Origin of the sequence: Enterobacter sp. YSU, assembly GCF_016082135.1 — a bacterium.
Lineage (GTDB): Bacteria > Pseudomonadota > Gammaproteobacteria > Enterobacterales > Enterobacteriaceae > Enterobacter > Enterobacter hormaechei_C.
This window is the reverse complement of sequence record NZ_CP059487.1, coordinates 1,797,870-1,823,588: the sequence shown is the minus strand read 5'-3', so window position 1 is coordinate 1,823,588 and position 25,719 is coordinate 1,797,870. Positions and strand designations below refer to the sequence as shown.

Here is a 25,719-nt window from a genome sequence, read left to right as displayed (position 1 = left end):
GGTTATGTCGTGACAGAGTAGCAAGGAACATAACGTGAACGGAATGACCACCAGAGCCGTATGTTCCCCCTCACCCCGGCCCTCTCCCTCAAGGGAGAGGGGGCCGTCTGTGCAGGCATTATTTTGTGGGGAACTCTCAGCCTCAGGGGGAGAGGGCCGGGGTGAGGGGCATTCACCAGAACAATTCACCACACAAATACAAACCCGCCACATAAAACAACAAATCCGACCACATCCGCCGATTTGCACCAACACGGTGCTGGCGTTATGGTTACTGCCTTTCATATTAAGCCCGACAGATCACCTGCTATGACGTTTTCACTATTCGGCGACAAATTTACCCGCCATTCAGGCATTACCCGCCTGATGGAGGACCTCAACGACGGGCTGCGCACCCCAGGCGCTATCATGCTTGGTGGCGGAAACCCGGCTCAAATTCCGGAGATGAACACCTACTTCCAGACGCTGCTGGCAGAGATGCTGGAAAACGGTAAAGCAACCGATGCGCTATGTAATTACGACGGCCCTCAGGGTAAAACAGAACTACTGACGCTTCTGGCGGCAATGCTGCGGGAAGCGCTGGGTTGGGATATCGAACCACAGAATATTGCACTGACAAACGGCAGTCAGAGCGCGTTTTTCTACTTATTCAATCTGTTCGCCGGACGCCGCGCCGACGGCACCACGAAAAAAGTGCTGTTCCCGCTGGCACCGGAGTATATCGGCTATGCCGATGCCGGCCTCGAAGAAGACCTGTTTGTTTCCGCACGTCCGAATATCGAGTTGCTGCCAGAGGGCCAGTTCAAATATCACGTCGATTTTGAACATCTGCATATCGGTGAAGAGACGGGCATGATCTGCGTATCACGTCCCACCAACCCGACGGGCAACGTGATCACCGACGACGAGCTGATGAAGCTGGATGCGCTGGCGAATCAGCACGGCATCCCGCTGGTTATCGATAACGCCTATGGCGTACCGTTCCCGGGGATCATCTTCAGCGAAGCGCGTCCGCTATGGAACCCGAATATCATCCTCTGCATGAGCCTCTCCAAGCTGGGCCTGCCGGGCAGCCGCTGCGGCATTATCATTGCTAACGAGAAAATCATCACCGCCATTACCAACATGAACGGCATTATTAGCCTTTCTCCTGGCGGCATCGGCCCGGCGATGATGTGCGAGATGATCAGGCGTAACGACCTGCTGCGCCTGTCGAATGAGGTGATTAAGCCGTTTTACTCTCAGCGCGTTCAGGAAACTATTGCCATCCTTCGCCGCTACTTACCGGAAGAACGCTGCCTGATCCATAAACCGGAAGGGGCAATTTTCCTGTGGCTGTGGTTTAAGGATCTGCCCATTACGACAGAGCTGCTTTATCAGCGTCTGAAAAAACGTGGCGTACTGATGGTGCCAGGGGATTACTTCTTCCCGGGGCTGGATAAGCCGTGGCCGCACACGCACCAGTGCATGCGCATGAACTACGTCCCGGACCCGGAAAAAATCGAAGCGGGTGTGAAAATTCTCGCCGAAGAGATTGAGAACGCCTGGCGCGAGGCCGGTTAATAAAACCTCAGGCCAGATTACGCAGCCGTTCCGCGCGTAATCTGGTGGGGTCTATGCAGCGCAGCGCGTGGGTGGGACAGGCTTCGACGCAGGCGGGACCGCCCTCGCGATGCGCGCACAAATCACATTTCAGCGCCTGAACGCGATCTTCCACGACCCGAACCTGCATTGCCCCGAACGGGCACGCCACCATACAGCTTTTGCAGCCGATACAGCGAGCCTGCTCAACGAGCCAGGCTCCCGCAGCACGGTGAATGGCCCCCGTCGGGCAGACATTCGCGCAGGGCGCATCTTCACACTGGTGGCAGCCCACGGCCGTGGTGAAGGTACCCCCCTTAACCACGCGGATCCGTGACGTAAGCGCTTCTGGCGTGGCGCTGCTTTGATGCGACATCATGCACGCAACCTCACAGGTGCGGCACCCGATACATTTTTCTGGATCCGTCAGAATAAATCGGTTCATCAGTTACGCCTCGCGCACGTTAAACCCCAGTTCTTTCGAGATAGCTTCCGCCGTGTCACGCAGCGGTTTTAGCAAGTTTTTCTCACCCACCTGCTTCATGCGCGACGTCGACAGCGAAATGGAGATGGCATAGGGCACGCGCCCGTGAATATCAAAGACCGGCACGGCGATACATGACACCCCCAGCTCGTTCTCTTCTTTATCCATCGCCATACTGTGATCGCGAATTTCCGCCAGCTCATCATACATCGCGCTCAGTTCGGTGATGGTGTTGCGGGTCAAAGGTTGGATCTGTTCCTGGTGGCTTTCCCAGTAGCTCGCCACGTAATCCTGATGGCCAAACGCCATATAGATTTTGCCCATCGCAGAACAATAGAGCGGCATATGCTGGCCGATATATGCGCGCGTGCGCAGCATACCGGTTGTCGGCTCAAGCTTATAAATCAGGATCGCGTGATCATCTTCACGGCTGGAGAAGTTGACCGTTTCGCCGGTGGCAATGTTCAGCGCCTCGAGGTGCGGCGCCGCCACGTGAATAATATTGAGCGATGAAAGCGCCTTTTGCCCGACGGCGATAAATTTGGTGGTCAGACGATAGCTCCCTGCCGCCGGCGCCGGCGTCACGTACCCGCACGACTGCAACCCCTGCAATAACCGGTGCACGGTGCTTTTATTCAGCCCCGCCAGTTCTGATAAATGCGCAAGCGGACACCCGTTCGGATAGTTACTGAGGATTTCAATCAGCATCAGGCCGCGAAACAAGCTCTGGCTACCTGCTGGCCTCTCTTTTTCTTGCGTCATTTCGCTCTCTTTTATGCTCATCAAATGGCTCCTGTTTATCGCGCCCTGATGGTAGCGCAAAGTGTGGTTTAGTTCACGATCTCAACAGAAAAAACACAACCATTTGATTTTAATCGATTTTGAAAAACGTGAATGTCGTTGATCTGACAAAATTTGATCGTTATATTTGAAATCAGATTTCGTATAGTGAAATTTAGCGATAAAAAAGCACTCGCACTTGCCCCTAAAAAAACAGGAGAACAGGGATGAAAGTGACCTTCGAAGAGTTGAAAGCGGCGTTCAATCGGGTTCTGCTCGATCGCGGTGTAAAAGCGGATACCGCAGACGCCTGCGCCGAGATGTTCGCCCGCACCACGGAGTCCGGCGTTTATTCACACGGCGTCAACCGCTTCCCGCGATTTATTCAGCAGCTTGACGCAGGCGACATCATCCCTGACGCCCAGCCGAAACGCGTAACGACATTAGGCGCCATCGAACAGTGGGATGCCCAGCGTTCCATCGGCAACCTGACGGCGAAGAAGATGATGGACCGTGCTACCGAGCTGGCGTCCGATCACGGGATCGGCCTGGTGGCGCTGCGTAACGCTAACCACTGGATGCGCGGCGGCAGCTACGGCTGGCAGGCGGCGGAGAAAGGCTATATCGGCATCTGCTGGACCAACTCTATTGCCGTGATGCCCGCGTGGGGATCAAAAGAATGCTGCATCGGCACAAACCCGCTGATCGTCGCTATCCCGTCGAATCCAATCACCATGGTCGATATGTCGATGTCGATGTTCTCCTACGGCATGCTGGAGGTGAATCGCCTGGCCGGACGCGAATTACCGGTCGACGGCGGCTTTGACGATGAAGGCAATCTGACCAGAGAGCCGGGCGTGATTGAGAAAAACCGTCGCATTCTGCCCATGGGCTACTGGAAAGGTTCCGGCTTGTCGATTGTGCTCGACATGATCGCCACCCTGCTCTCTGACGGCGCGTCCGTCGCGGAAGTGACCCAGGACAACAGCGACGAATACGGCGTATCGCAGATCTTTATCGCCATCGAAGTGGATCGCCTGCTCGACGGTCCAACCCGCGATGCCAAACTACAGCGCATCATGGACTTCATCACCACCGCAGAACGCGCTGATGAAAATGTCGCCGTCCGTCTGCCAGGTCATGAGTTCACACGCCTGCTGGAGGAGAATCGCCGCAACGGCATCACGGTTGACGACAGCGTGTGGGCGAAAATCCAGTCTCTGTAAGGAGTGGGTCATGATATTCGGACATATTGCACAGCCAAATCCATGTCGCCTGCCGCTGGCGATAGAAAAGGCGCTTAATTTTCTGCGTACCACGGATTTCACCACCCTGGCGCCGGGCGTGATCGAAATTGAAGGCCGCAACATTTTTGCCCAGGTTCTCGACCTCACCACAAAGGAACAGCACGAGAACCGCCCTGAAGTACATCGCCGCTATCTGGATATCCAGTTTCTGGCCTGGGGCGAAGAAAAAATCGGTATTGCTATTGATACCGGGAATAACAAAATCAGCGAATCATTGCTGGGGCAACGGGATATTATTTTTTATCACGACAGCGAACATGAGTCATTTATCGAAATGATACCAGGCAGTTACGCCATATTTTTCCCGCAGGATGTTCACCGTCCTGCCTGTATTAAAAACAAGGGATCCGCAATTCGTAAAATTGTGGTGAAAGTGGCCATCAGCGAATTAGATTAATTTTCTGATAAATACAGGAATGCGAAATGACCAACACCGGTTTTATTATTGGTGCGTACCCCTGTGCACCCTCATTTCACCAGAAAGGGGAGCAGGAAGAATACGCCTTCTGGCGGGAACTTTCCGACACGCCAAATATTCGCGGGCTGGAACAACCTTGCCTTGAAAATCTCCATCCGTTTGGTGATGAATGGCTGTTTCGTCATACGCCGGGCGACTGGCAGATCGTTGTCACAGCCGTTATGGAAACCATGCGCCGCCGCGGCAGCAACGGCGCGTTTGGCCTGGCGTCCGCGGACGAAGAACAGCGTAAAGCGTGCATTGAATATTACCGCCATCTGCATCAAAAGATTGATGCCGTTAACACCCGCTTTCCCGGGAAAGTGATCGCTCTGGAAATGCAGGCCGCACCGCAGGCGGGTAATGATTCTGTCGAGCAAGCGACAGAATCATTCTCCCGCTCGGTACGGGAAATCGCGAGCTGGGACTGGGGCTGCGATCTGGTGCTGGAACACTGTGATGCGATGAATGGCCCGGCGCCGCGTAAAGGGTTCTTGCCCTTAGAGCAGGTGCTGGAGGTAGTGAAAGAGACCGATATCAGCGTCTGTATCAACTGGGCACGTTCGGCGATCGAAGGTCGCAACACCGCCCTTCCGCTGGAACATGTTCAGGCGGCACTCGCTGCCGGGAAGCTGGGGGCGCTGATGTTTTCGGGCACGACCCCTCACGGTGAGTATGGAGAATGGCAGGATCTGCACGCGCCGTTTTCTTCGTTCTGCGCCGACAGTCTCATGTCCACTGAACATGTAAAAACGCTGTTTACTGCGGCGAGCGCCGCAACATTGAAATTCTCCGGTATTAAATTACTGGAAATAAATGCTAATGCTGACGTCAGCCATCGCATCGCTATTTTGCGCGACGGCATTAGCGCTATGAATAAAGCGTCACAATAAAAATAAAGAATACATTTTCCGGTTACCTTCACTGAGATATTAACTATGAATATTTCTTCTAATGCTCTACACGCGGACATTCCGCGCCAGCGCTGGCTAAGGATCATTCCCCCTATTCTTATCGCCTGCATTATTTCCTATATGGACCGCGTAAATATAGCTTTTGCGATGCCCGGCGGTATGGATGAAGAGCTGGGCATTTCCGCCACGATGGCGGGCCTGGCGGGGGGGATCTTTTTTATCGGCTATTTGTTCCTGCAAGTTCCCGGCGGCAAAATCGCCGTGCACGGCAGCGGTAAGAAGTTTATCGGCTGGTCGCTGGTTGCCTGGGCGGTGATCTCGGTTCTGACCGGGCTTGTGACCAACCAGTATCAGCTGCTGGTACTGCGCTTCTTACTCGGCGTGGCGGAAGGTGGGATGCTGCCCGTTGTGCTCACGATGATCAGTAACTGGTTCCCGGATGCCGAGCGCGGCCGCGCCAACGCGATTGTGATCATGTTCGTGCCCATCGCCGGGATCATCACCGCCCCGCTGTCGGGCTGGATTATTACCGCTCTCGACTGGCGCTGGCTGTTCATTATTGAAGGTCTGATGTCCGTTGTTGTGCTGGTGCTGTGGGCGTTCACCGTCTACGACCGGCCGCAGGAAGCACGCTGGATCTCTGAGGCCGAGAAAAACTACCTGGTACAAACCCTGGCGGCAGAGCAGCAGGCCATTGCGGGTAAAGAGGTGAAAAACGCCTCGCTCAGCGCGGTGCTGTCTGACAAAACCATGTGGCAGCTGATCGCCCTCAACTTCTTCTACCAGACTGGCATTTACGGTTACACCCTCTGGCTGCCCACCATTCTGAAAGAACTGACACACACCAGCATCGGCCAGGTGGGAATGCTCGCCATTCTGCCTTACATCGGCGCCATTGCTGGCATGTTCCTGTTCTCTACGCTCTCTGACCGCACCGGCAAGCGCAAGCTGTTTGTCTCCCTGCCATTGATTGGCTTTGCGCTCTGCATGTTCCTCTCCGTGGCGCTGAAAGAGCACACCTGGCTGGCCTATGCCGCGCTGGTGGGCTGTGGCTTCTTCCTGCAATCCGCAGCGGGGGTGTTCTGGACCATACCGGCGCGTCTGTTCAGCGCTGAGATGGCGGGTGGCGCTCGCGGCGTGATTAATGCCCTGGGCAACCTCGGCGGGTTCTGCGGTCCTTATGCGGTAGGGGTACTGATCACCCTGTACAGCAAAGACGCAGGCGTTTACTGCCTGGCAGTTTCGCTGGCGCTGGCATCGCTGCTGGCCCTGCTGTTACCGGCGAAATGCGATGCCGGAGCAGAGCCTAATCCCACGGTAACTCCACATAAACGTGCGGTCTGAGGCCCTCATCTGACCCACTAAACCAAACCGTAGGCCGGGTAAGCGAAGCGCCACCCGGCAATTAAGCGAGAAGAAGATGAGTGAAAAAGAGCCCTTCTGGCTGGGTATCGATTGTGGCGGTACTTATCTGAAAGCCGGTTTATACAACAGCCAGGGCAAAGAAGTCTGTATTGAACGCCGCTCAGTGGCCACGCTCAGCCCCCGCGCCGGCTACGCCGAGCGGGATATGCACCAGCTCTGGCAGCACTGCCACAAAACCGTCGCCCTGCTGCTCAAAAATTCAGGCGCTGACGGCGGTCAGATCAAAGGCGTTGGCATTTCAGCCCAGGGCAAGGGGCTGTTTCTGCTCGATAAACAGGATCGCCCCCTGGGTAACGCCATTCTTTCCTCCGATCGCCGTGCGCAGGAGATCGTGCAACGCTGGCAGCAGGACGGTATACCCGAAAAGCTCTATCCGCATACTCGCCAGACGCTGTGGACGGGGCATCCGGCCTCACTCCTGCGCTGGGTTAAAGAGAACGAGCCGCAGCGGTATCAGCAAATTGGCAGCGTGATGATGGCGCACGATTACCTGCGCTGGTGTCTGACCGGGGTCAAAGGCTGCGAAGAGAGCAACATCTCGGAATCCAATCTCTACAACATGAATACCGGGCAGTACGATCCGCAGCTCACGCGCTGGCTCGGCATCAGCGACATTGACGGTGCCCTGCCGCCTATTATCGGTTCAGCAGAAATTTGCGGGGAAATCACCGCTCAGGCAGCCGCACTGACCGGTCTCACGGCGGGTACTCCCGTCGTTGGTGGACTGTTTGATGTGGTTTCCACCGCGATCTGCGCCGGGCTGCATGACGAACATACGCTGAATGCCGTAATGGGGACCTGGGCCGTAACCAGTGGGATTGCCCACGGCATCCGCGACAACGAGCCTTTCCCCTACGTCTATGGCCGCTACGTCCATCCGCAGCAGTTCATCGTTCATGAAGCCAGCCCCACGTCGTCCGGCAACCTGGAATGGCTGACGGCCCAATGGGGCGATATGTCATTCGATGAGATTAACCACGCCGTGGCCAGCCTGCCAAAAGCTGAAAGCGATGTGTTCTTCCTGCCTTTCCTCTACGGCAGCAACGCCGGGCTGGAGATGACCAGCGGCTTCTATGGCTTGCAGGCGCTGCATACCCGCGCGCACCTCCTCCAGGCGGTTTATGAAGGGGTGGTATTCAGCCACATGACCCACCTCAACCGTATGCTCGAACGCTTTCCCCACGTGCAGGCCCTGCGCGTGACGGGCGGCCCAACCCATTCGGACGTGTGGATGCAGATGCTCGCGGACGTCAGCGGCCTGGCGATTGAACTCCCGCAGGTGGAAGAGACCGGCTGTTCCGGTGCGGCGCTGGCCGCGCTCGTCGGTACAGGCCTTTATCCCGATTTTTACGCCGCTCAGCGCGCCCTCAGGCATGACATCCGGATGATTGAACCTGACATGCGTGCCCATGCCGCCTACCAGCGCAAATATCACCGTTACCAGCTACTGATTTCAGCATTACAGGGCTATCACGCCCGTGTTAAGGAGTACGACCTATGAGCCGACCATTATTGCAGCTGGCGCTCGACCACACCTCGCTTCAGGCCGCGCAGCGCGATGTCGCGACGCTTTCCGATCACGTCGACATCGTCGAAGCCGGCACCATTCTATGCCTGACCGAAGGGCTAAACGCCGTTCGCGCCCTGCGTGCGCAGTGTCCGGATAAAATTATCGTGGCGGACTGGAAAGTCGCCGATGCCGGAGAAACGCTGGCTGAGCAGGCGTTTGGCGCAGGCGCAAACTGGATGACCATCATCTGTGCCGCCCCGCTGGCCACCGTTGAACGTGGCCACGAGGTCGCACTGCGCGGCGGCGGCGAGATCCAGATGGAGCTGTTTGGCAACTGGACGCTGGACGACGCACGCGCGTGGCATCGCATCGGGGTGAAGCAGGCGATTTACCACCGCGGGCGCGACGCACAGGCCAGCGGCCAGCAGTGGGGTGAGGCGGATCTCAGCAAAATGAAGGCGCTGTCCGATATCGGTTTGCAGCTTTCTATAACTGGCGGTATCACCCCCGCTGACCTGTCGCTGTTTAAGCAGATCAACGTCAAAGCCTTCATTGCCGGGCGCGCGCTGGCAGGCGCCGATAATCCGCCGCAGGTGGCACAGGCATTCCATTCGCAAATCCGCGACATCTGGGGAGAGTAACCATGCGTCAGCATCCGTTAGGCATTTACGAAAAAGCGCTGCCAAAAGATCTCTCCTGGCCGGAGCGCCTGGTTCTGGCAAAAAGCTGCGGCTTCGATTTTGTGGAGATGTCGGTGGATGAGACCGACGAGCGTTTATCGCGCCTTGAATGGAGTACCACGCAGCGCGCCTCTCTTGTGGAAGCGATGCTGGAGACCGGCGTGGCCATCCCGTCGATGTGCTTGTCTGCCCATCGTCGCTTCCCGTTTGGCAGCCGCGATGAAATCGTGCGCGAACGCGCCCGCGAGATCATGACCAAAGCCATCCGGCTGGCCCGTGATTTGGGTATTCGCACCATCCAGCTTGCGGGTTATGACGTGTACTACGAGGAGCACGACGAGGGCACGCAACAGCGCTTTGCCGAAGGGCTGGCGTGGGCCGTAGAGCAGGCTGCCGCCGCGCAGGTAATGCTGGCGGTAGAGATCATGGACACTGCGTTTATGAACTCCATCAGCAAGTGGAAAAAGTGGGACGACATGCTCGCCTCGCCGTGGTTCAGCGTTTACCCGGACGTCGGCAACCTGAGCGCGTGGGGCAACGACGTCACCGCCGAGCTGACGCTGGGCATTGACCGCATCGCCGCTATCCACCTGAAAGATACCCGGCCCGTTACCGAGCAAAGCCCCGGACAGTTCCGCGACGTGCCGTTTGGCGAGGGCTGCGTCGATTTCGTTGGCGTGTTTAACACGCTGAATCAACTTAATTATCGCGGCGCATTTCTGATTGAAATGTGGACCGAGAAAGCCAAAGAGCCGGTGCTGGAGATCATCCAGGCGCGCCGCTGGATTGAAGCCCGAATGCAGGAAGGAGGCATGACATGTTAGAACAACTCAAAGCCGAGGTGCTGGCGGCAAATCTCGCCCTGCCCGCCCACCAGCTGGTGACGTTCACCTGGGGCAACGTCAGCGCGGTTGACCGTGCCAGCGGCATGATGGTGATCAAACCATCCGGCGTGGAGTACGACGTGATGACCGCAGAAGATATGGTGGTGGTAAATATCGCCACGGGTAAAGTGGTCGAGGGGAGTAAAAAGCCCTCCTCCGACACCCCGACCCATCTCGCGCTGTATCGTCGTTACCCGGAAATTGGCGGCATTGTGCATACCCATTCCCGCCACGCCACCATCTGGTCGCAGGCGGGGCAAGATTTACCCGCGTGGGGAACGACGCACGCGGACTATTTTTACGGTGCGATCCCCTGCACGCGGCTGATGACCACGGCTGAAATCGCGGGTGAATATGAATACCAGACGGGGGAAGTCATTATCAAAACCTTCGAGGAGCGCGACATAAGCCCGATGCAGGTCCCGGCGGTGCTGGTTCATTCTCACGGCCCGTTTGCCTGGGGCAAAGACGCTGCCGATGCGGTACACAATGCCGTGGTGCTGGAAGAGTGCGCCTATATGGGGCTTTTCTCGCGCCAGCTTGCACCTCAGCTTCCGGTTATCCAGCAGGAATTGCTGGATAAGCATTATCTGCGCAAGCATGGCGCAAATGCCTATTACGGCCAGTGATCATCCGGAATTAATATGCTCTTTACAGTACCGCCGTTTCCAGACGGCGGGCGTTAACCCGGTATGTTTTGAGAATATTTGCCGGAAATAACCCACGTCATTAAAACCGCACCGGGCGGCCACTTCAGTTAATGAGGCCGCATCGTTCAGCAGCAGTTTTTCAGCGGCCCTGACGCGCTGGCGGTGAATTGCCTCCGTCAGGGTTAAATGAAACGTCCGACGAAATACCCTCCCTAGGTAATCTGCGTTGCAGTGCAGTTCTTTTGCCAGCTGCGAAGTGGACAGGGGCAGTCCACGCTGACGTTACCGATGCCGGTCCGCCGTGTGTACGGCAACCCGCAGGTGCGCCAGCAGGCGAGGAAAGTCGCATTGCAGCGTGGACCGCTGGTTTACTGCCTGGAAGAAGCCGATAACGGCGCAAATCTGCATAACCTTTCTTTGCCCCAGGACAGCGCGTTTCGGGTCTTCGAAGGCAAAGGCATTTTCGCGCACAAGATGCTGATACAGGCGGAAGAGATCGGGTGTCAGGCGAAGGACACTGATGCCCTGTGGCAGTACGACCACTCGCCGGTAGAACGTCAGCCCCGGACCCTGACCTTTATTCCGTGGTTTAGCTGGGCAAACCGGGGAGAAGGGGAAATGCGGATATGGATGGATGAGGGCATAATTTAAAAAAATAATACATCGTTATATATATAGTATACTCAATAAGCTCGGCGTTGTCGGGTTTATTTTCTTTGAATGATTTTAATCACTCTGTGATCCAAACCCCGGAAACGTTTTTTTACTGGTGCCACCCACAAGCGCTTATTGAATGACATGCATTTTAATGATATTTCATCAAGGCACACAGCAAAGAAATAAGGATATCCCATGGAATTTACAGAAAGACTAAATGCGTTATCTACTAAAATTAGGCAGCAAATTGAAGTAATTAATACAGAAGAAGCAACCAAAACGGCATTTGTAATGCCTTTTATTCATAATGTTTTAGGTTATGACGTATTTGATCCGTCAGAGGTTACGCCTGAATTTGTTTGTGATATCGGCACAAAAAAAGGTGAAAAAATTGACTATGCGATAATGAAAAATAACGATGTGCAAATACTCATCGAATGTAAAAAAATTGGTGAGCCTTTGCATATAAATCATGCTTCACAACTTTTCAGATACTTTCACGTTACAAATGCAAGGATCTCCATCTTAACGAATGGGCAAATATACAGATTTTATACCGACCTCGATGCTCCTAATAAAATGGATGAGAAACCTTTTTTAGAAGTAGACCTGCTTGATATTGATGAAAACGTTATACCTGAATTAAAAAAACTCACCAAATCTTCTTTTGATCTTGAATCCATCATAAACGCGGCTGGAGAATTAAAATACGTTAGTCAAATCAAGAGAATATTGCATACTCAACTTAACAATCCAGAAGACGATTTCGTTAAGTTTTTTGCTTCGCGAGTATATGACGGAATGCTAACCCAAAAAGTCAGAGAATCTTTTCAAAATCTCACGAAAAAGGCAGCAAGTCAGTACATAAACGATCAAGTTAATGAGAGGCTTAAGTCTGCCATTACAGGTATTACTCCGGCTGTCGTCGAAGCGCCAACGGAAACACAGCAAAGTGAAGATGATGAACAAAAAGATGAGAGTGAAATCATCACGACTTTAGAAGAGTTGGAAGGTTTTCATATTGTTAAAGCAATCACGCGAGCAGTGTTGGAGGCACCTCGCATTACCCATAGAGATACAAAGAGCTATTGCGGCATTCTTGTAGACGACAATAACCGCAAGCCTCTTTGCCGGCTGCATTTTAATCGGACTCAAAAATACATCGGGCTCTTTGATCTCGAAAAAAATGAAACACGGCACCCAATTTCTACAGTTGATGATATTTATTCCTTTGCAGATATCCTGAAAGCAACTGCTGCTCTTTACATCTAATCTTCACCGAGGCAGCACGCGACGTGCTGCCTCGGCCAGAAATGCGCTTCGATTGCCGAATTGAGGATGCTCGCTGACAAAGGAATCAATCTTCACCAGCAAACGTCGAGGCATCGTGATGTTGATGCGTTCGGCTCTGCCGTCGAATTGCTTCATATTAATATCCACCAGCAACCATTGCCCGCCTGTGAAGTCGTCAGGTTGATTTTCAAGGTGCACTTCGACACTACCCGGGAGAGGCAATGCTTCATCCATTTCAAACAGCGCTTCGAAGTGCGCCGTGAGCGCATCACGTGCATCCTGAAAAGCGTCATCAAGTGAATCCCCCGCAAAAAAACATCCCGGAACGTCGGGGAAGAAACCGCTGGCGCTACCGTCGGAATCAGAATGAATGTAAGCCGGATAAAACATAACTACTCCTGATATCAGTGTTTAATGCCCGCCTGTCGCCAGATCTGTGCGAGAGTGCCCGGTTTAATGTCCTTTTTAGGATGCGGAACGGTTACCAACCCTTTTTGCACTGGATGGCGAAACTGATGATGGCTTCCCTTCGTTCTTACACATTTCCAGCCATGGCTAACCAGAACAGCAATGATATCCGCACTTTTCACATCCCAACCCTTCCCTGATTATACACATGATACACACCACCACTACTGGATTGAATGACATTAGCGCATTAAAAAAGGCAGTGCAGCCAGGCTTTGTCGAAACAGGAAGAGGCGTCGAGAAAAGAAGAAGGAGGCATGTCATGTTGCAGATAAAAATGCGGACACTCTCGTAGGCCGGGTAAGGCGAAGCCACCACCCGGCTTTAACCCGGCTCAGGTCACCCTACCCGGGACGACCTGAGCCCGGAGATTAAAACAGCCCCAGCGGTTTATCGGAGTAGCTGACTAACAGACATTTCGTTTGCTGGTAGTGCTCCAGCATCATCTTATGGGTTTCACGCCCGATGCCCGACTGCTTGTAGCCGCCAAACGCCGCATGAGCCGGATAGGCGTGATAGCAGTTTGTCCATACGCGTCCGGCCTGAATGCCGCGGCCCATTTTATAGGCCAGATTACCGTTACGACTCCAGACGCCCGCCCCCAGGCCATACTGCGTGTCGTTGGCGAGCTCCAGCGCCTCGTCCATGGTTTTAAACGTGGTGACGGCCAGCACCGGTCCAAAAATTTCCTCCTGGAAAACGCGCATGTTGTTCTTACCGAACAGGATGGTCGGCTCAAGGTAGTAACCCTCCTGCAAATCGCCGCCCAGCACCTTACGACGACCGCCGGTCAACACATCGGCCCCCTCTTTTTTACCGATATCAATATAGTTGAGGATGGTTTCCAGCTGGCCATGCGATACCTGCGCTCCCATCTGGGTGACGTTATCCAGCGGATTACCGCTGCGAATCGACTCCACGCGCCGGATCGCCCGCTCCATAAAGCGCTCATAAATGGATTCCTGCACCAGCGCGCGGCTCGGACAGGTGCAGACTTCACCCTGGTTGAACGCGAACAGCGCAAACCCTTCCAGCGCTTTGTCGAAGAAGGCGTCCTCTTCATCCATCACGTCGGCAAAGAAGATGTTCGGCGATTTCCCGCCCAGCTCCAGGGTGACCGGAATGATGTTCTGGGTCGCGTACTGCATGATCTGCTGACCCACTTCCGTTGAGCCGGTAAACGCCACTTTAGCAATACGCTTTGAAGTAGCCAGATATTCGCCGATCTCTCCCCCGGCCCCGTTGACCACGTTAATGACCCCCGGCGGCAACAGGTCGCCAATCACCTCCATCAGCAGCAGTACCGAAAGCGGCGTTAGGCGTGCAGGTTTCAGCACCACGCAGTTACCCGCCGCCAGCGCGGGCGCCATTTTCCAGCTCGCCATCAGCAGCGGGAAGTTCCACGGAATAATTTGCCCCACCACGCCGAGCGGCTCGTGGAAGTGATACGCCACGGTATCTTTGTCAACTTCACTTATTCCCCCCTCCTGGGCACGAATGCAGGACGCAAAATAGCGGAAATGGTCAATCGCCAGCGGCACGTCCGCCGCCATGGTTTCCCGGATCGGCTTGCCGTTGTCCCACGTTTCCGCGGTCGCCAGCAGCTCCAGATTCTGCTCCATCCGATCGGCGATTTTGAACAAAATGGCCGCTCTGTCCTGAACGGACGTTTGTCCCCACTTATCTTTCGCCTTATGCGCCGCATCCAGCGCTAAATCGATATCCCGCTTGCCCGAACTGGCAATTTCACACAGCGGCTGGCCGGTAACGGGCGTCAGGTTGGAATAGTATTCACCGTCGACGGGCGCCACCCAGTCGCCGCCGATAAAGTTGTCATAGCGGGGCTTCAGCTTAAGAGGAAAACCATACTCGCCTGGCTGGATACGCGATGAGGGAGGATTGTTTGTCATGACCGTCTCCTTGCAGTAGGTGTACAACAAGGGTAGTTCCGGCTGGTGATTTTCTCGCCAGTCGGTAACGGGTTTACGAGCCGTATCACGGATTACCGTACTTTACGTTTCGTTTCTGCCGCCGGAGCCATACTTAATAGCTCAGGGGCTCATGAGGAACAATGCAATGCAGCTATTTATCGGCTTTGACGTGGGCGGAACCCACATCAAACACGGCGTGATCAACGAAAACGGCGAAGAACTGACATCCGATGAATATGATACGCCTGACGATGAAAGCACCTTCAAACAGAAGTGGAAAGCGGTGGTGGATAAGTACCGCCAGGAGCATGAGATCGTCGGCATCGGCGTGAGTTTTCCGGGCCACATCAATCATCATACCGGCGAAGCGGCCAAGGCCGGGGCGCTGGATTACCTTGACGGTGAAAACCTGTGCGAGCTTTTCGCACAGCTGACCGATCTCCCCGTAACAACCGAAAATGACGCCAACTGCGCGGCGCTGGGCGAACGCTGGCAGGGCGCCGGCAAGGACTATGAGCATTTTGTCTGCATCACCATCGGCACCGGCATCGGCGGCGGTATCGTCATGGAGGGCGATCTCTACCGTGGGTCGCACTACCGGGCGGGTGAGTTTGGCGTGCTGCCCGTTGGCAACAACGGCGAGCCGATGCACGAAGTGGCGTCCGCCAGCGGCCTGATGAAAGCCTGCCGCCGTGCGCTGGCCGTGTCGGAAGATGAGATGCCTGATGGTGAGGAGCTGTTTAGACGCATGGACAGCGACGTGCATCTGCGTGAGGCCATAGAAGAGTGGGCGCATTTCCTCTCGCGGGGCATCTACAGCGTGATCTCCATGTTTGATCCGCAGGCGGTGCTGATTGGCGGCGGCATTAGCGAGCAGGAGAAAATCTATCTCCTGCTGGATAAATACCTACAGCGATTCGAGGAGTGGGAAGCGCTCCGGGTGCCCATCCTTCCCTGCGAGCTGGGTAACCAGGCGGGAAGGCTGGGCGCGGTCTGGCTGGCTAAGCAGAAGCAGGCGCGCAGCGCTTAACGCTTAGGGAAATAACTGCGCGTCGCGTAGCACATGGTCATTGCCACGACGACGCGTAAACCCGATGCGGTTGAAATACTCCAGGATCTGAATCGCCAGTTTGCGTCCTACGTTCAGCCGATCGCGGAAGTCTGCGGCGCAGGTTGATCCGCGCGCCTGATCCAGCTCCCGGATCAGGTTCGCAAATGCCACGATCCGATCGTTGCGGTAATAACGATCTTTCACGATCGCCACAATCATCCCCTGCTGCGCCGCATGGCGCAGTACCTGACGCATCAGCTGCTCATCGGTATTGGTTTCACGCGCCAGATCGCGCACCCACCACGGTTCATCGCCAAACAGCGCCGCCACTTTTTGCCAGACCGCGTCCTGCTCAGCGGTAAAACCGGCCTTGTGCGCCGGCAGGTGCAGCCAGCCGTGATGACTTGCAATCACGCCGCTTTCACGCATGTTTTCAATCAGCAACAGCACCAGCGCGTCGTCTTCCATGGGCAACGCCATGCGCCGCAGACGTTCACGACCCGGACCGGGCTCATCCTGATGCTGTTCATGGTAGGTCGCCAGCGTGCTCAGCACTTTGCGCTGCCAGCGCGCCGCCACCGGCGCGTTCAGCAGGCTGTTGCCGGCCTGAATAAAACCTGGCTCCTGCGTCAGAAGACGCAATCCTTCGCCGCTGAGCTGGCGCGCCCAGGCGAACGCCGCCAGATCCACCGCACCCCGCTCAAGGTGGATATCTAACGCAGACTTATCATCGCGGGCCTGGGCCAGTGCGGCCAGCCACTGTAAATACTCGGGCTTACGCTTGCCGCGACGGGGCGGATCCAGCATGACCACGCGCGCGCCCGCCAGCGTTTCCCGCGCCGAAATATCGCGCAGAACCAGGCGGTCGTTATCCGCCAGCCAGAGCGGGGAGTCGAACACCAGTTCGGCGAGATCGTTTTCCAGCAGCGACACGCGTCCGGTGATGTGGCTGGCCGCGTGGTGGATATGCAGCGGCTGCCACTGGGTCAGCGGGGTATGGGTCTGGAGAGAAACGATGATCCGTTCAGAAGGCTCCGGCGGCGCGTCGGCCAGCAGCCAGTCGCCGCGGTTAAGCTGGTCTTTTTCGGCATCACCGGCAATATTCAGCGCGATACGCTGCCCGGCGTGGGCCTGTTCCACCGGCTGGTTTTGCGCGTGAAGCCCGCGCACGCGCATCGGTTTGTTCACGCCCGTCAGCCACAGGGTATCGCCCACGTTCACTTCGCCGCTCAGCGCGGTGCCGGTCACCACCAGCCCAGCCCCTTTCACGGTAAATGCCCTGTCGATCGCCAGACGGAAGCGGTGATGGCTGGCATGTTCACGAGACGAGATCTGCTGCAAATGGTCGCGAAGAGCGTCGATACCGCGGCCTTCTGTCGCCACGGTGACAAACAGTGCGGCATCCCTAAAACCGTACTCACTCAGCGCCGCCAGCACCTCTTCACGCACCTCGTCGATACGCGCCTCATCCACACGGTCCGCTTTGGTGAGGGCGACGGTCAACTGCGGGTTTCCCGTCAGCTGGAGGATCGCCAGATGCTCGCGCGTTTGCGCCATCACCCCGTCATCGCACGCGACCACCAGCAGGGCGTGATCGATCCCGCCCACGCCCGCGAGCATATTGGAAAGAAACTTCTCGTGGCCGGGCACGTCGATAAAGCCCAGCACGCGACCGTCGGGCTGCGGCCAGTAGGCGTAACCCAGGTCAATGGTCATGCCGCGCTTTTTCTCTTCCGGCAGGCGATCGGCATTCACGCCCGTAATGGCCTGCAATAACGTGGTTTTGCCGTGGTCAACATGACCGGCGGTGGCAATAATCATTTCAACATCATCTCCAGAAACCGCACTTCATCTTCCAGACAGCGTAAATCCAGCCACATGCGACCCTCACCGATCCGGCCAATCACCGGCGTCGGTAATGCGCGCCAGCGCGCCGACAGCGCCTCAAGCTGGCTTCCGCGTCCGTCGCGCGGGGTGAACGTCAGCGCTTCGCTCGGTAACCTGTCCACCGGCAGCGAGCCGCTGCCAATTTGCGACAGGCAAGGCTCGATACGAACGTCAAACTCAGGGTAATGAGGAGCAACCTGCGGCAGTAGCGCTTCCGCCTGCGCGCGAATGGAGGCCGCATCACGGCTCAGCAAACGCAACGTGGGCAGGCGGTCAGCCAGTTTCTCCGGGTGGAGATAGAGCCGCAGCGTGGCTTCCAGCGCGGCCAGCGTCATTTTATCGGCACGCAGGGCGCGCTTCAGCGGGTGCTGCTGTAGCTGCGCAATCAGCTCGCGCCTGCCGACGATAATCCCCGCCTGCGGCCCGCCCAGCAATTTATCACCGGAGAAACTGACCAGGCTTACGCCCGCGGCAACCATTTCCTGCACCATGGGCTCTTTCGGCAGACCGTACTGGCGCATATCCACCAGCGACCCGCTGCCGAGATCGGCAATCACCGGCACGTTTAGCTCGCGCCCAATGGCGGCCAGTTCGGCCTCTTCCACCGTTTTGGTGAAACCCTCAATGTGATAATTGCTGGTATGCACTTTCATCAGCAGGGCGGTGTTTTCATTCACCGCCGCGCGATAATCTTTTGCATGGGTACGGTTGGTTGTGCCCACTTCATGCAGCGTGCAGCCCGCCTGGCGCATGACGTCCGGAATACGAAACGCCCCGCCGATCTCCACCAGCTCGCCGCGAGAGACGACAACCTCTTTTCCGCTCGCGGTGGCCGCCAGCATTAACAGCACCGCCGCCGCGTTGTTATTCACAATGCAGGCATCTTCCGCGCCGGTGATCTGGCAGAGAAGATCCGCCAGTGCGCGATCGCGATGCCCACGCCCGGCGCCGTCCAGATCGTACTCCAGCGTCACCGGCGAGCGCATGGCACGGGTGACGGCCTCTGTTGCCTCTTCTGCCTGCTGTGCCCGGCCCAGATTGGTGTGCAGAACCGTGCCTGTCAGGTTAATAACCGGGCGCAACGCGCTTTGCCCGTGCTTGCTCAGCCTGCGTTCAACTTCCTGCTCCCACGCCACGCACCAGCCGGGTAGCGCGTTCTCAGCCTGAATATGGCGACGCGCATCGTCCTGAAGCTGGCGTAGCATGTCGACCGTTGCAGTATGGCCAAACTGCTCCAGCACCGCAGTGATGCGCGGGTCACGAAGCAGTCGATCGGTAGCGGGGATCTGGCTGTAGAGGGAATGATGAGTAGTCATGAATGCGCCTGGCGAGTAAATATTTTCCCCCCTCCCGACGGGAGAGGGAGTTAACATGTGGGGGGATTGTACCGCCTCCCGCCAGGAAGTGTTATAACCCGCATCAAGCCTTTGGCGGTTCAGTCCGGGCAAAACTTTCGCGCTGGAAGAGCGTCTCCGCCAGCTTGACCAGCAGCGGACGATCCACGCACCAGCCCGGCGAGACGCGGCGGAAATTGAGGTAGCCAATGGCGCAGGCGATGGCGATCGTCGCCAGATTCAGGCTATCGCTCTGAATTTTCCCGTCGCGGATCAGCTGTTCGCACATATCCAGGCTGCGGCTGATTTTTTCGCGCTGGCGTAGCAGCTCATTTTCTGACTGCTGGGCGGCGGGCCTTGCCTGCTCGCGTACGGACGTCAATGCCGCATCCATAATGCCATCCGCCAGGGCTTCAATTTGCTTCATCACCAGCGCTGCTTTTGGGTCCGCCGGCAGCATGGCTGGCGCAACGCCAAGCAGTTCGATGTACTCCGCAATGATCGGGGAATCAAACCAGTAGTCGCCCTCGTCCGTTACCAGCGCCGGGACTTTCCCCAGCGGGTTGTACTGCGCAACGCCGTTCTCTGCGTTGTAGGGCTGTTCATTCACGAATTCAAATTCAATTCCTTTCTCCAGCAGGAGAATCGAAATCTTACGCACGAAAGGACTGGTATAACTGCCGATGAGTTTCATTGCTTATCCTTAATGCCCATAAAGAGGTCAGTATGGATCAAGCCGTGGAAAAAGGCAGGTGTGCGTATCGCATTCCTGCCATGAGGGGATACGGGAGAAATCTGCATAAAAATATTTTGTGAATCAAATCACAATCTGGAAACAAACAGCCAACTTAACATTGTGATATAAATCACAAAACACCATCCATTTTGGCGTAATTTTGAGCGATGTATTTTTTTCACACACTCGTTATGTGATCGCGATCACTTCATTAATGTCCTCACCCCCTACATTCATGTGATTCAGATCACACAAAATTTCGCTGTCTGGACAGTTGAACGATTCAGTGCCAGATTTCACAGCATCAGAACAGGGCCCGGCTACCTCTGCCGCCGCACATTAACGATAAACCTCGGGCCACAAGCCTAAGCGTAAACATAAGAAGGGGTGTTTTATGTCATCCGATTTCAAGATCAAAGTGCAAAGCTTTGGTCGTTTCCTCAGCAACATGGTGATGCCAAATATCGGCGCGTTTATCGCGTGGGGTATTATCACCGCATTATTTATTCCGACAGGGTGGTTGCCTAACGAAACGCTGGCAAAACTTGTTGGCCCAATGATTACCTATCTCCTGCCACTGCTCATCGGTTATACCGGTGGTCGTCTGGTGGGCGGTGACCGCGGTGGCGTCGTGGGTGCCATCACAACCATGGGGGTGATCGTCGGTGCGGATATGCCGATGTTCCTCGGTGCGATGATTGCCGGTCCTCTGGGCGGCTGGGCGATCAAGAAATTTGACGTCTGGGTTGATGGCAAGATCAAATCCGGCTTCGAAATGCTGGTGAACAACTTCTCTGCGGGCATCATCGGGATGATCCTCGCGATTCTGGCGTTCCTCGGCATTGGCCCGGCGGTTGAAGTGCTGTCCAAGCTGCTGGCCGCGGGCGTTAACTTCATGGTGGCGCACGACATGCTGCCGCTGGCGTCTATCTTCGTTGAACCAGCGAAAATCCTGTTCCTGAACAACGCCATCAACCACGGTATCTTCTCACCGCTGGGTATTCAGCAGTCACACGATCTCGGCAAGTCCATCTTCTTCCTGATTGAAGCGAACCCGGGTCCGGGTATGGGCGTTCTGCTGGCATACATGTTCTTTGGTCGCGGCAGCGCGAAACAGTCTGCTGGCGGCGCGGCGATCATTCACTTCCTGGGCGGTATTCACGAAATTTACTTCCCATATGTGCTGATGAACCCACGTCTGATCCTGGCCGTTATCCTTGGCGGTATGACCGGCGTGTTCACCCTGAGCGTACTGGGCGGTGGTCTGGTGTCTCCTGCTTCTCCAGGCTCTATCCTGGCGGTGCTGGCGATGACCCCGAAAGGCGCCTACTTCGCGAACATCGCGGCGATCTGTGCGGCCATGGCGGTCTCCTTCGTGGCCTCCGCTATCCTGCTGAAAACCAGCAAGGTGAAAGAAGACGACGATATCGAAGCGGCAACCCGTCGTATGCATGACATGAAAGCCGAATCCAAAGGCGCAACGCCGCTGGCGGCGGGTGATGTCTCTAACGACCTGAGCCACGTGCGTAAAATCATCGTGGCCTGTGATGCCGGTATGGGCTCCAGCGCAATGGGTGCGGGCGTACTGCGGAAGAAAGTGCAGGATGCGGGTCTGACCAACATCTCCGTCACCAACAGCGCGATTAACAGCCTGCCGCCGGACGTTGACCTGGTGATCACGCACCGCGATCTGACCGAACGCGCTATGCGTCAGGTACCGCAGGCGCAGCACATTTCCCTGACCAACTTCCTCGACAGCGGCCTGTACGCCAGCCTGACCGAACGCCTGGTGGCGGCGCAGCGCCATGAAGATAACGAAGTGAAAGTGCGTACCAGCCTGCAAGACAGCTTCGACGAGAGCAACGCGCATCTGTTCAAACTGGGCGCTGAAAACATCTTCCTTGGCCGCACGGCGACCAATAAAGAAGAGGCCATTCGCTTCGCCGGTGAGCAGCTGGTGAAAGGCGGCTACGTTCAGCCTGAGTACGTTGAGGCGATGCTGGAACGCGAAAAGCTAACCCCAACCTACCTGGGTGAATCCATCGCGGTTCCGCACGGTACGGTGGAAGCCAAAGACCGCGTGCTGAAAACCGGCGTGGTGTTCTGTCAGTATCCTGATGGCGTGCGCTTCGGTGAAGAAGAGGACGATATCGCCCGTCTGGTGATTGGTATCGCCGCTCGCAACAACGAGCATATCCAGGTGATTACCAGCCTGACCAACGCGCTGGATGACGAAACGGTTATTGAGCGTCTGGCCAACACCACCAGCGTTGAAGAAGTTCTGGCTCTGCTGAACAAATAACAGCGCCTCTTCCCTCTCCCCCCGGGGAGAGGGCTAGGGTGAGGGGAAAACGTTCCTCACCCCAGCCCTCTCGGGTAAAAACATTGATGAAGGTTAACACTATGAAAGCATTACATTTTGGCGCAGGTAATATCGGTCGTGGCTTTATCGGTAAACTGCTGGCAGACGCGGGCATTACCCTGACATTCGCCGATGTGAATCAGGTGGTTCTGGATGCCCTGAATGCCCGTCATAGCTATCAGGTTCACGTGGTGGGTGAAAACGAACAGGTTGAAACGGTCTCTGGCGTCAACGCGGTAAGCAGCATTGGCGACGACGTGATTGACCTCATCGCGAGCGTTGATCTGGTCACCACCGCCGTGGGTCCGGTGGTGCTTGAGCGTATCGCCCCGGCGGTCGCGAAAGGCCTGGCGAAGCGTAAAGCACAGGGCGTTGAAACGCCGCTGAACATCATCGCCTGTGAAAACATGGTGCGCGGCACCACGCAGCTGAAAGGCCACGTTCTTGCGGCCGTCGCCGACGAAGATAAAGCCTGGGTTGAAGCGCACGTGGGTTTTGTGGATTCCGCCGTGGATCGCATCGTTCCGCCGTCAGCATCCGCCACCAACGACCCGCTGGAAGTGACCGTGGAAACCTTCAGCGAGTGGATCGTTGATAAAACCCAGTTTAAGGGCGCGCTGCCGACCATTCCGGGAATGGAATTAACCGATAACCTGATGGCATTTGTCGAACGTAAACTCTTCACGCTGAACACCGGGCATGCTATAACCGCGTACCTCGGAAAATTGGCCGGTCATCAGACGATTCGTGACGCGATCCTCGATGAGAACATCCGTGCGGTGGTCAAAGGGGCAATGGAAGAGAGCGGCGCGGTGCTGATCAAACGCTACGGTTTTGATGCTGATAAACACGCGGCATACATCCAGAAAATCCTCGGTCGTTTTGAAAACCCGTATCTGAAAGATGACGTTGAGCGCGTGGGTCGTCAGCCGCTGCGTAAACTAAGCGCGGGCGACCGCCTGATTAAACCGCTGCTGGGCACGCTGGAATACGGCCTGCCGCACGCTAACCTGGTGAAGGGCATCGCTGCCGCCATGCACTACCGCAGCGAGCAGGACCCGCAGGCGATTGAGCTGGCTCAGCTGATTGATGACAAAGGCGCGCAGGCTGCGCTGGCGCAGATCTCCGGTCTGGATGCCAACAGTGACGTAGTTGCGGAGGCGGTCAGCGCATACAACGCAACCAAATGATGCAGAGTCCGGCGCAGGTTAGCCTGCGCCCGAATAACAGATTGTCAGATATGCAGGCAATAATGGAACAAACCCAGGCCTTTGAAAATCGTGTGCTTGAGCGTCTGAATGCTGGCAAAACCGTACGAAGTTTCCTGATTGCCGCCGTCGAGCTGTTAACCGAGGCGGTGAACATTCTGGTGCTTCAGGTGTTTCGCAAAGACGACTACGCGGTAAAGTATGCTGTAGAACCGTTACTGGACGGAGACGGACCGCTGGGCGATTTATCGGTACGGCTGAAGCTGATTTACGGTCTTGGCGTGCTGAACCGCCAGGAGTATGAAGACGCCGAGCTGTTAATGGCGCTGCGCGAAGAGCTCAATCATGACGGTAATGAGTACACCTTTACCGATGATGAGATACTGGGGCCCTTCGGCGAACTGCACTGCGTATCCGCGCTCCCTCCCGCACCTCAGTTTGATAACAGCGACCCTGAGCTGTACGCGATGCAAAAGCTGCGTTATCAACAGGTTGTGCGCTCCACCATGGTGCTTTCCCTGACTGAGCTGATTTCTAAAATCAGCTTAAAAAAAGCGTTTCAGAAGTAAGCCCGCACACATTGGTGTATCCTTCCCTGTAAATTCCCCGTTTTCAGAGTTATTTGTCATGAAAGAAGTCGAAAAGAACGAAATTAAACGCCTGAGCGACCGTCTGGATCTGATCCGCCATCAGATGGCTGGCCTCTCCCTGGTCGATTCTGCCGAGAAATATGCCGAGCTGGAAAAAGAGTCCGTGAAGCTGGAGGCGGAAATTGAACGCCTGCGCGAAGTGAAAGGCCAGAAGCTGAGTAAAGAAGCGCAGAAGCTGATGAACATGCCGCATCGCCGCGCGATCACCAAAAAAGAGCAGGCCGACATGGGCAAGCTGAAGAAAAGCGTCCGTGGCCTGGTAGTGGTGCACCCGATGACTGAGCTTGGTCGCGAAATGGGCCTGAAAGAGATGACGGGTTTTTGTAAGACCGCGTTCTGATCGTCCTCCCCTGCCGCTGCGGCAGGGGAAACTCAGTTGTAAATCAGGTTAAACGTCGCCATCGCATCCGCTTTTCCCGCCGTCACGTTCTCTTCCGTCTGAAGGTAATGCGCATCAAACCAGAAGGTTTGCGTCTGGTTATCCCCCACTTGCTCAAATGCTGACACCTGTGGGGTGTTCCACGGTACCACCTGCCCCTGAACCGAACCGGTATTGTCACCGTAAAGCAGTTCGATCCCGACACCGCTGGCGCTATCCTCCTGCTTCGTCAACGCCAGCGCCCGATCGTTGCCCGGCGTGGTATCGCCAAAGAAACCCATCTTCACCGCCGTGTTATTTTCGCAGGTCACCGGAATGCTGAAGCGTCCGCCTCCGGCGCGGGAGCCTATGCCATGAAATTCACGCTGGCTCACGCTCCCCATGGGAACAAGAATGCTGCGAGAGCCCACTGAACAGCTGGTACGCCTGACGGTGAAGCTGGCGAGATGGATCTGTACCGGTGTCGCCACGTTGGTGGCGCTGGCTTGATTTTCTCCCGCCTGCAATATCAGCGATCCGACATTTTGCTCCTGGGAATTGGCGTTATCGTCAGGCATGGCGCTGGTCGTTGGAATTTTGTAAAACACCACCCAGAACTGCATTTTATACATTGAGGCGCTGGCAAAGGCGGGGTTTTGCGATGCGTCGCAAATGCGCCTGGACTCATTGCCATTCACCTGACTTGTGCCGTCAATATAGCGTACCGCATCGGCGCCGCAGTACTGCTGTTCCCGGAACCCCAGCGCATAGCCGATGCCGTCGATCTGAGTTTTATAGACGTGACGTGACGCGCCGTCTTCACCAACCACGGTGCCGACGGGGTTATCCACGTCGACAAAGCCGATACTACGCCAGGCATCATTCCCGCCATCACAGCTGTAGAAATCCGCCCCGGTAGACTGTATCGGCGCAGATATCGGCGTCCAGTCCGCCGTGCCGGGCGCATACCCTATGGCGTAGGGCACCTGAACGACCCACTGATCGCGCGTGGTGCGGCAAGATGAGGTCTGAGCATGGGCATGAAAACTCAGCATGCCAAAAAGCGAAAGAAGGCTCAGATAGAAAAACCAGTGAATAAAACGACGCATGAT

The 25,719-nt window shown here is 56.0% G+C and carries 24 protein-coding genes and 2 pseudogenes; 16 read left to right on the top strand and 10 right to left on the bottom strand.

The features are described from left to right. Positions 1-309 precede the first annotated feature (309 nt). Entirely contained in the window at positions 310-1,563 is a 1,254-nt protein-coding gene (gene avtA / locus H2Z33_RS08790) for a valine--pyruvate transaminase (protein ID WP_015572749.1), read from the top strand. A gap of 7 nt (positions 1,564-1,570) precedes the next feature. On the opposite strand, the gene H2Z33_RS08785 is transcribed toward avtA, so the two are convergent. Both H2Z33_RS08785 and yiaJ read right to left on the bottom strand, forming a co-directional pair. Next, the gene (locus tag H2Z33_RS08785) at positions 1,571-2,026 is read right to left on the bottom strand and encodes a 4Fe-4S dicluster domain-containing protein (protein WP_047740776.1); all 456 of its coding nucleotides are present in this window, start codon (positions 2,024-2,026) and stop codon (positions 1,571-1,573) included. Positions 2,027-2,029: 3 nt separating this feature from the next. Continuing rightward, positions 2,030-2,848 carry an IclR family transcriptional regulator YiaJ gene (yiaJ, locus tag H2Z33_RS08780; protein ID WP_015572751.1) on the bottom strand — a complete coding sequence of 273 codons (819 nt, stop codon included), beginning with the start codon at positions 2,846-2,848 and terminating at the stop codon, positions 2,030-2,032. A gap of 224 nt (positions 2,849-3,072) precedes the next feature. On the opposite strand from yiaJ, the gene yiaK reads away from it, so the two are divergent. From yiaK to araD, 8 genes are all read left to right on the top strand, one after another. Next, positions 3,073-4,071, top strand: a complete 999-nt coding sequence (gene yiaK / locus H2Z33_RS08775) for a 3-dehydro-L-gulonate 2-dehydrogenase (RefSeq protein ID WP_063135477.1) — start codon at positions 3,073-3,075, stop codon at positions 4,069-4,071. A gap of 10 nt (positions 4,072-4,081) precedes the next feature. Beyond that, entirely contained in the window at positions 4,082-4,549 is a 468-nt protein-coding gene (locus H2Z33_RS08770) for a YhcH/YjgK/YiaL family protein (RefSeq protein ID WP_063135476.1), read from the top strand. A gap of 26 nt (positions 4,550-4,575) precedes the next feature. Next, positions 4,576-5,502: a DUF4862 family protein gene (locus H2Z33_RS08765; protein WP_032103938.1), complete on the top strand. Its 927-nt coding sequence runs from the start codon at positions 4,576-4,578 to the stop codon at positions 5,500-5,502. 45 nt (positions 5,503-5,547) lie between these two features. After that, positions 5,548-6,867 (top strand): MFS transporter, encoded by a 1,320-nt coding sequence (locus tag H2Z33_RS08760; protein ID WP_045334691.1) that lies wholly within the window; start codon positions 5,548-5,550, stop codon positions 6,865-6,867. Between the two features lie 76 nt (positions 6,868-6,943). Next, positions 6,944-8,449: an FGGY-family carbohydrate kinase gene (locus H2Z33_RS08755; protein ID WP_045334689.1), complete on the top strand. Its 1,506-nt coding sequence runs from the start codon at positions 6,944-6,946 to the stop codon at positions 8,447-8,449. Further along, positions 8,446-9,099 (top strand): 3-keto-L-gulonate-6-phosphate decarboxylase UlaD, encoded by a 654-nt coding sequence (ulaD, locus tag H2Z33_RS08750; protein WP_017693795.1) that lies wholly within the window; start codon positions 8,446-8,448, stop codon positions 9,097-9,099. The genes H2Z33_RS08755 and ulaD overlap by 4 nt, the downstream gene beginning before the upstream one ends. A 2-nt stretch (positions 9,100-9,101) precedes the next feature. After that, complete coding sequence (locus tag H2Z33_RS08745) at positions 9,102-9,962, top strand: L-ribulose-5-phosphate 3-epimerase (RefSeq protein WP_017693794.1); 861 nt, start codon at positions 9,102-9,104, stop codon at positions 9,960-9,962. Then, positions 9,956-10,651: an L-ribulose-5-phosphate 4-epimerase gene (gene araD / locus H2Z33_RS08740; RefSeq protein WP_048246698.1), complete on the top strand. Its 696-nt coding sequence runs from the start codon at positions 9,956-9,958 to the stop codon at positions 10,649-10,651. The genes H2Z33_RS08745 and araD overlap by 7 nt, the downstream gene beginning before the upstream one ends. Here araD and H2Z33_RS08735 read toward each other — a convergent pair. Further along, positions 10,652-10,939: pseudogene (locus tag H2Z33_RS08735) on the bottom strand (helix-turn-helix transcriptional regulator); the annotation flags it as partial. A 6-nt stretch (positions 10,940-10,945) separates the two neighbouring features. Between H2Z33_RS08735 and H2Z33_RS08730 the strand changes: the two are divergent. Both H2Z33_RS08730 and H2Z33_RS08725 read left to right on the top strand, forming a co-directional pair. After that, a pseudogene (locus tag H2Z33_RS08730) lies at positions 10,946-11,323 on the top strand (glycoside hydrolase family 127 protein); the annotation flags it as partial. 201 nt (positions 11,324-11,524) lie between these two features. Further along, positions 11,525-12,601 carry a type I restriction endonuclease gene (locus H2Z33_RS08725; protein WP_047354172.1) on the top strand — a complete coding sequence of 359 codons (1,077 nt, stop codon included), beginning with the start codon at positions 11,525-11,527 and terminating at the stop codon, positions 12,599-12,601. Between the two features lie 3 nt (positions 12,602-12,604). Here the strand turns inward: H2Z33_RS08725 and H2Z33_RS08720 are convergent, their stop codons facing one another. The 3 genes from H2Z33_RS08720 to aldB form a co-directional block, all read right to left on the bottom strand. Then, positions 12,605-13,012 (bottom strand): type II toxin-antitoxin system HicB family antitoxin, encoded by a 408-nt coding sequence (locus tag H2Z33_RS08720; RefSeq protein ID WP_032651934.1) that lies wholly within the window; start codon positions 13,010-13,012, stop codon positions 12,605-12,607. Between the two features lie 14 nt (positions 13,013-13,026). Next, entirely contained in the window at positions 13,027-13,212 is a 186-nt protein-coding gene (locus H2Z33_RS08715; protein WP_071788668.1) for a type II toxin-antitoxin system HicA family toxin, read from the bottom strand. Between the two features lie 249 nt (positions 13,213-13,461). Further along, positions 13,462-15,000 (bottom strand): aldehyde dehydrogenase AldB, encoded by a 1,539-nt coding sequence (gene aldB / locus H2Z33_RS08710; protein WP_006808612.1) that lies wholly within the window; start codon positions 14,998-15,000, stop codon positions 13,462-13,464. Between the two features lie 166 nt (positions 15,001-15,166). Here aldB and H2Z33_RS08705 point away from each other — a divergent pair, with 166 nt between their 5' ends. Continuing rightward, a complete protein-coding gene (locus tag H2Z33_RS08705; protein WP_015572761.1) occupies positions 15,167-16,051 on the top strand; it encodes an ROK family protein in 885 nt (294 codons plus the stop codon). Positions 16,052-16,054: 3 nt separating this feature from the next. Here the strand turns inward: H2Z33_RS08705 and selB are convergent, their stop codons facing one another. The 3 genes from selB to H2Z33_RS08690 all read right to left on the bottom strand — a co-directional run bounded on the left by selB (position 16,055) and on the right by H2Z33_RS08690 (position 19,987). Next, entirely contained in the window at positions 16,055-17,893 is a 1,839-nt protein-coding gene (selB, locus tag H2Z33_RS08700) for a selenocysteine-specific translation elongation factor (protein ID WP_063135474.1), read from the bottom strand. Then, positions 17,890-19,275 (bottom strand): L-seryl-tRNA(Sec) selenium transferase, encoded by a 1,386-nt coding sequence (gene selA / locus H2Z33_RS08695; protein WP_047062390.1) that lies wholly within the window; start codon positions 19,273-19,275, stop codon positions 17,890-17,892. The genes selB and selA overlap by 4 nt, the downstream gene beginning before the upstream one ends. A gap of 103 nt (positions 19,276-19,378) precedes the next feature. Continuing rightward, positions 19,379-19,987 (bottom strand): glutathione S-transferase, encoded by a 609-nt coding sequence (locus tag H2Z33_RS08690; protein ID WP_045339422.1) that lies wholly within the window; start codon positions 19,985-19,987, stop codon positions 19,379-19,381. Between the two features lie 436 nt (positions 19,988-20,423). Here H2Z33_RS08690 and H2Z33_RS08685 point away from each other — a divergent pair, with 436 nt between their 5' ends. The 4 genes from H2Z33_RS08685 (at position 20,424) to H2Z33_RS08670 (ending at position 24,589) form a co-directional block, all read left to right on the top strand. Further along, on the top strand, positions 20,424-22,331 hold the full coding sequence (locus H2Z33_RS08685) for a PTS mannitol transporter subunit IICBA (RefSeq protein WP_015572764.1): 1,908 nt from the start codon (positions 20,424-20,426) through the stop codon (positions 22,329-22,331). Positions 22,332-22,432: 101 nt separating this feature from the next. Next, positions 22,433-23,581: a mannitol-1-phosphate 5-dehydrogenase gene (gene mtlD, locus H2Z33_RS08680; protein ID WP_017382581.1), complete on the top strand. Its 1,149-nt coding sequence runs from the start codon at positions 22,433-22,435 to the stop codon at positions 23,579-23,581. Next, the gene (mtlR, locus tag H2Z33_RS08675; protein WP_015572766.1) at positions 23,578-24,168 is read left to right on the top strand and encodes a mannitol operon repressor MtlR; all 591 of its coding nucleotides are present in this window, start codon (positions 23,578-23,580) and stop codon (positions 24,166-24,168) included. Before mtlD ends, mtlR begins: the two co-directional genes overlap by 4 nt. Positions 24,169-24,226: 58 nt before the next feature. Continuing rightward, the gene (locus H2Z33_RS08670) at positions 24,227-24,589 is read left to right on the top strand and encodes a YibL family ribosome-associated protein (RefSeq protein ID WP_015572767.1); all 363 of its coding nucleotides are present in this window, start codon (positions 24,227-24,229) and stop codon (positions 24,587-24,589) included. 32 nt (positions 24,590-24,621) lie between these two features. On the opposite strand, the gene H2Z33_RS08665 is transcribed toward H2Z33_RS08670, so the two are convergent. Further along, positions 24,622-25,716 carry a fimbrial protein gene (locus tag H2Z33_RS08665; RefSeq protein WP_032668988.1) on the bottom strand — a complete coding sequence of 365 codons (1,095 nt, stop codon included), beginning with the start codon at positions 25,714-25,716 and terminating at the stop codon, positions 24,622-24,624. Between the last annotated feature and the right edge of the window lie 3 nt (positions 25,717-25,719).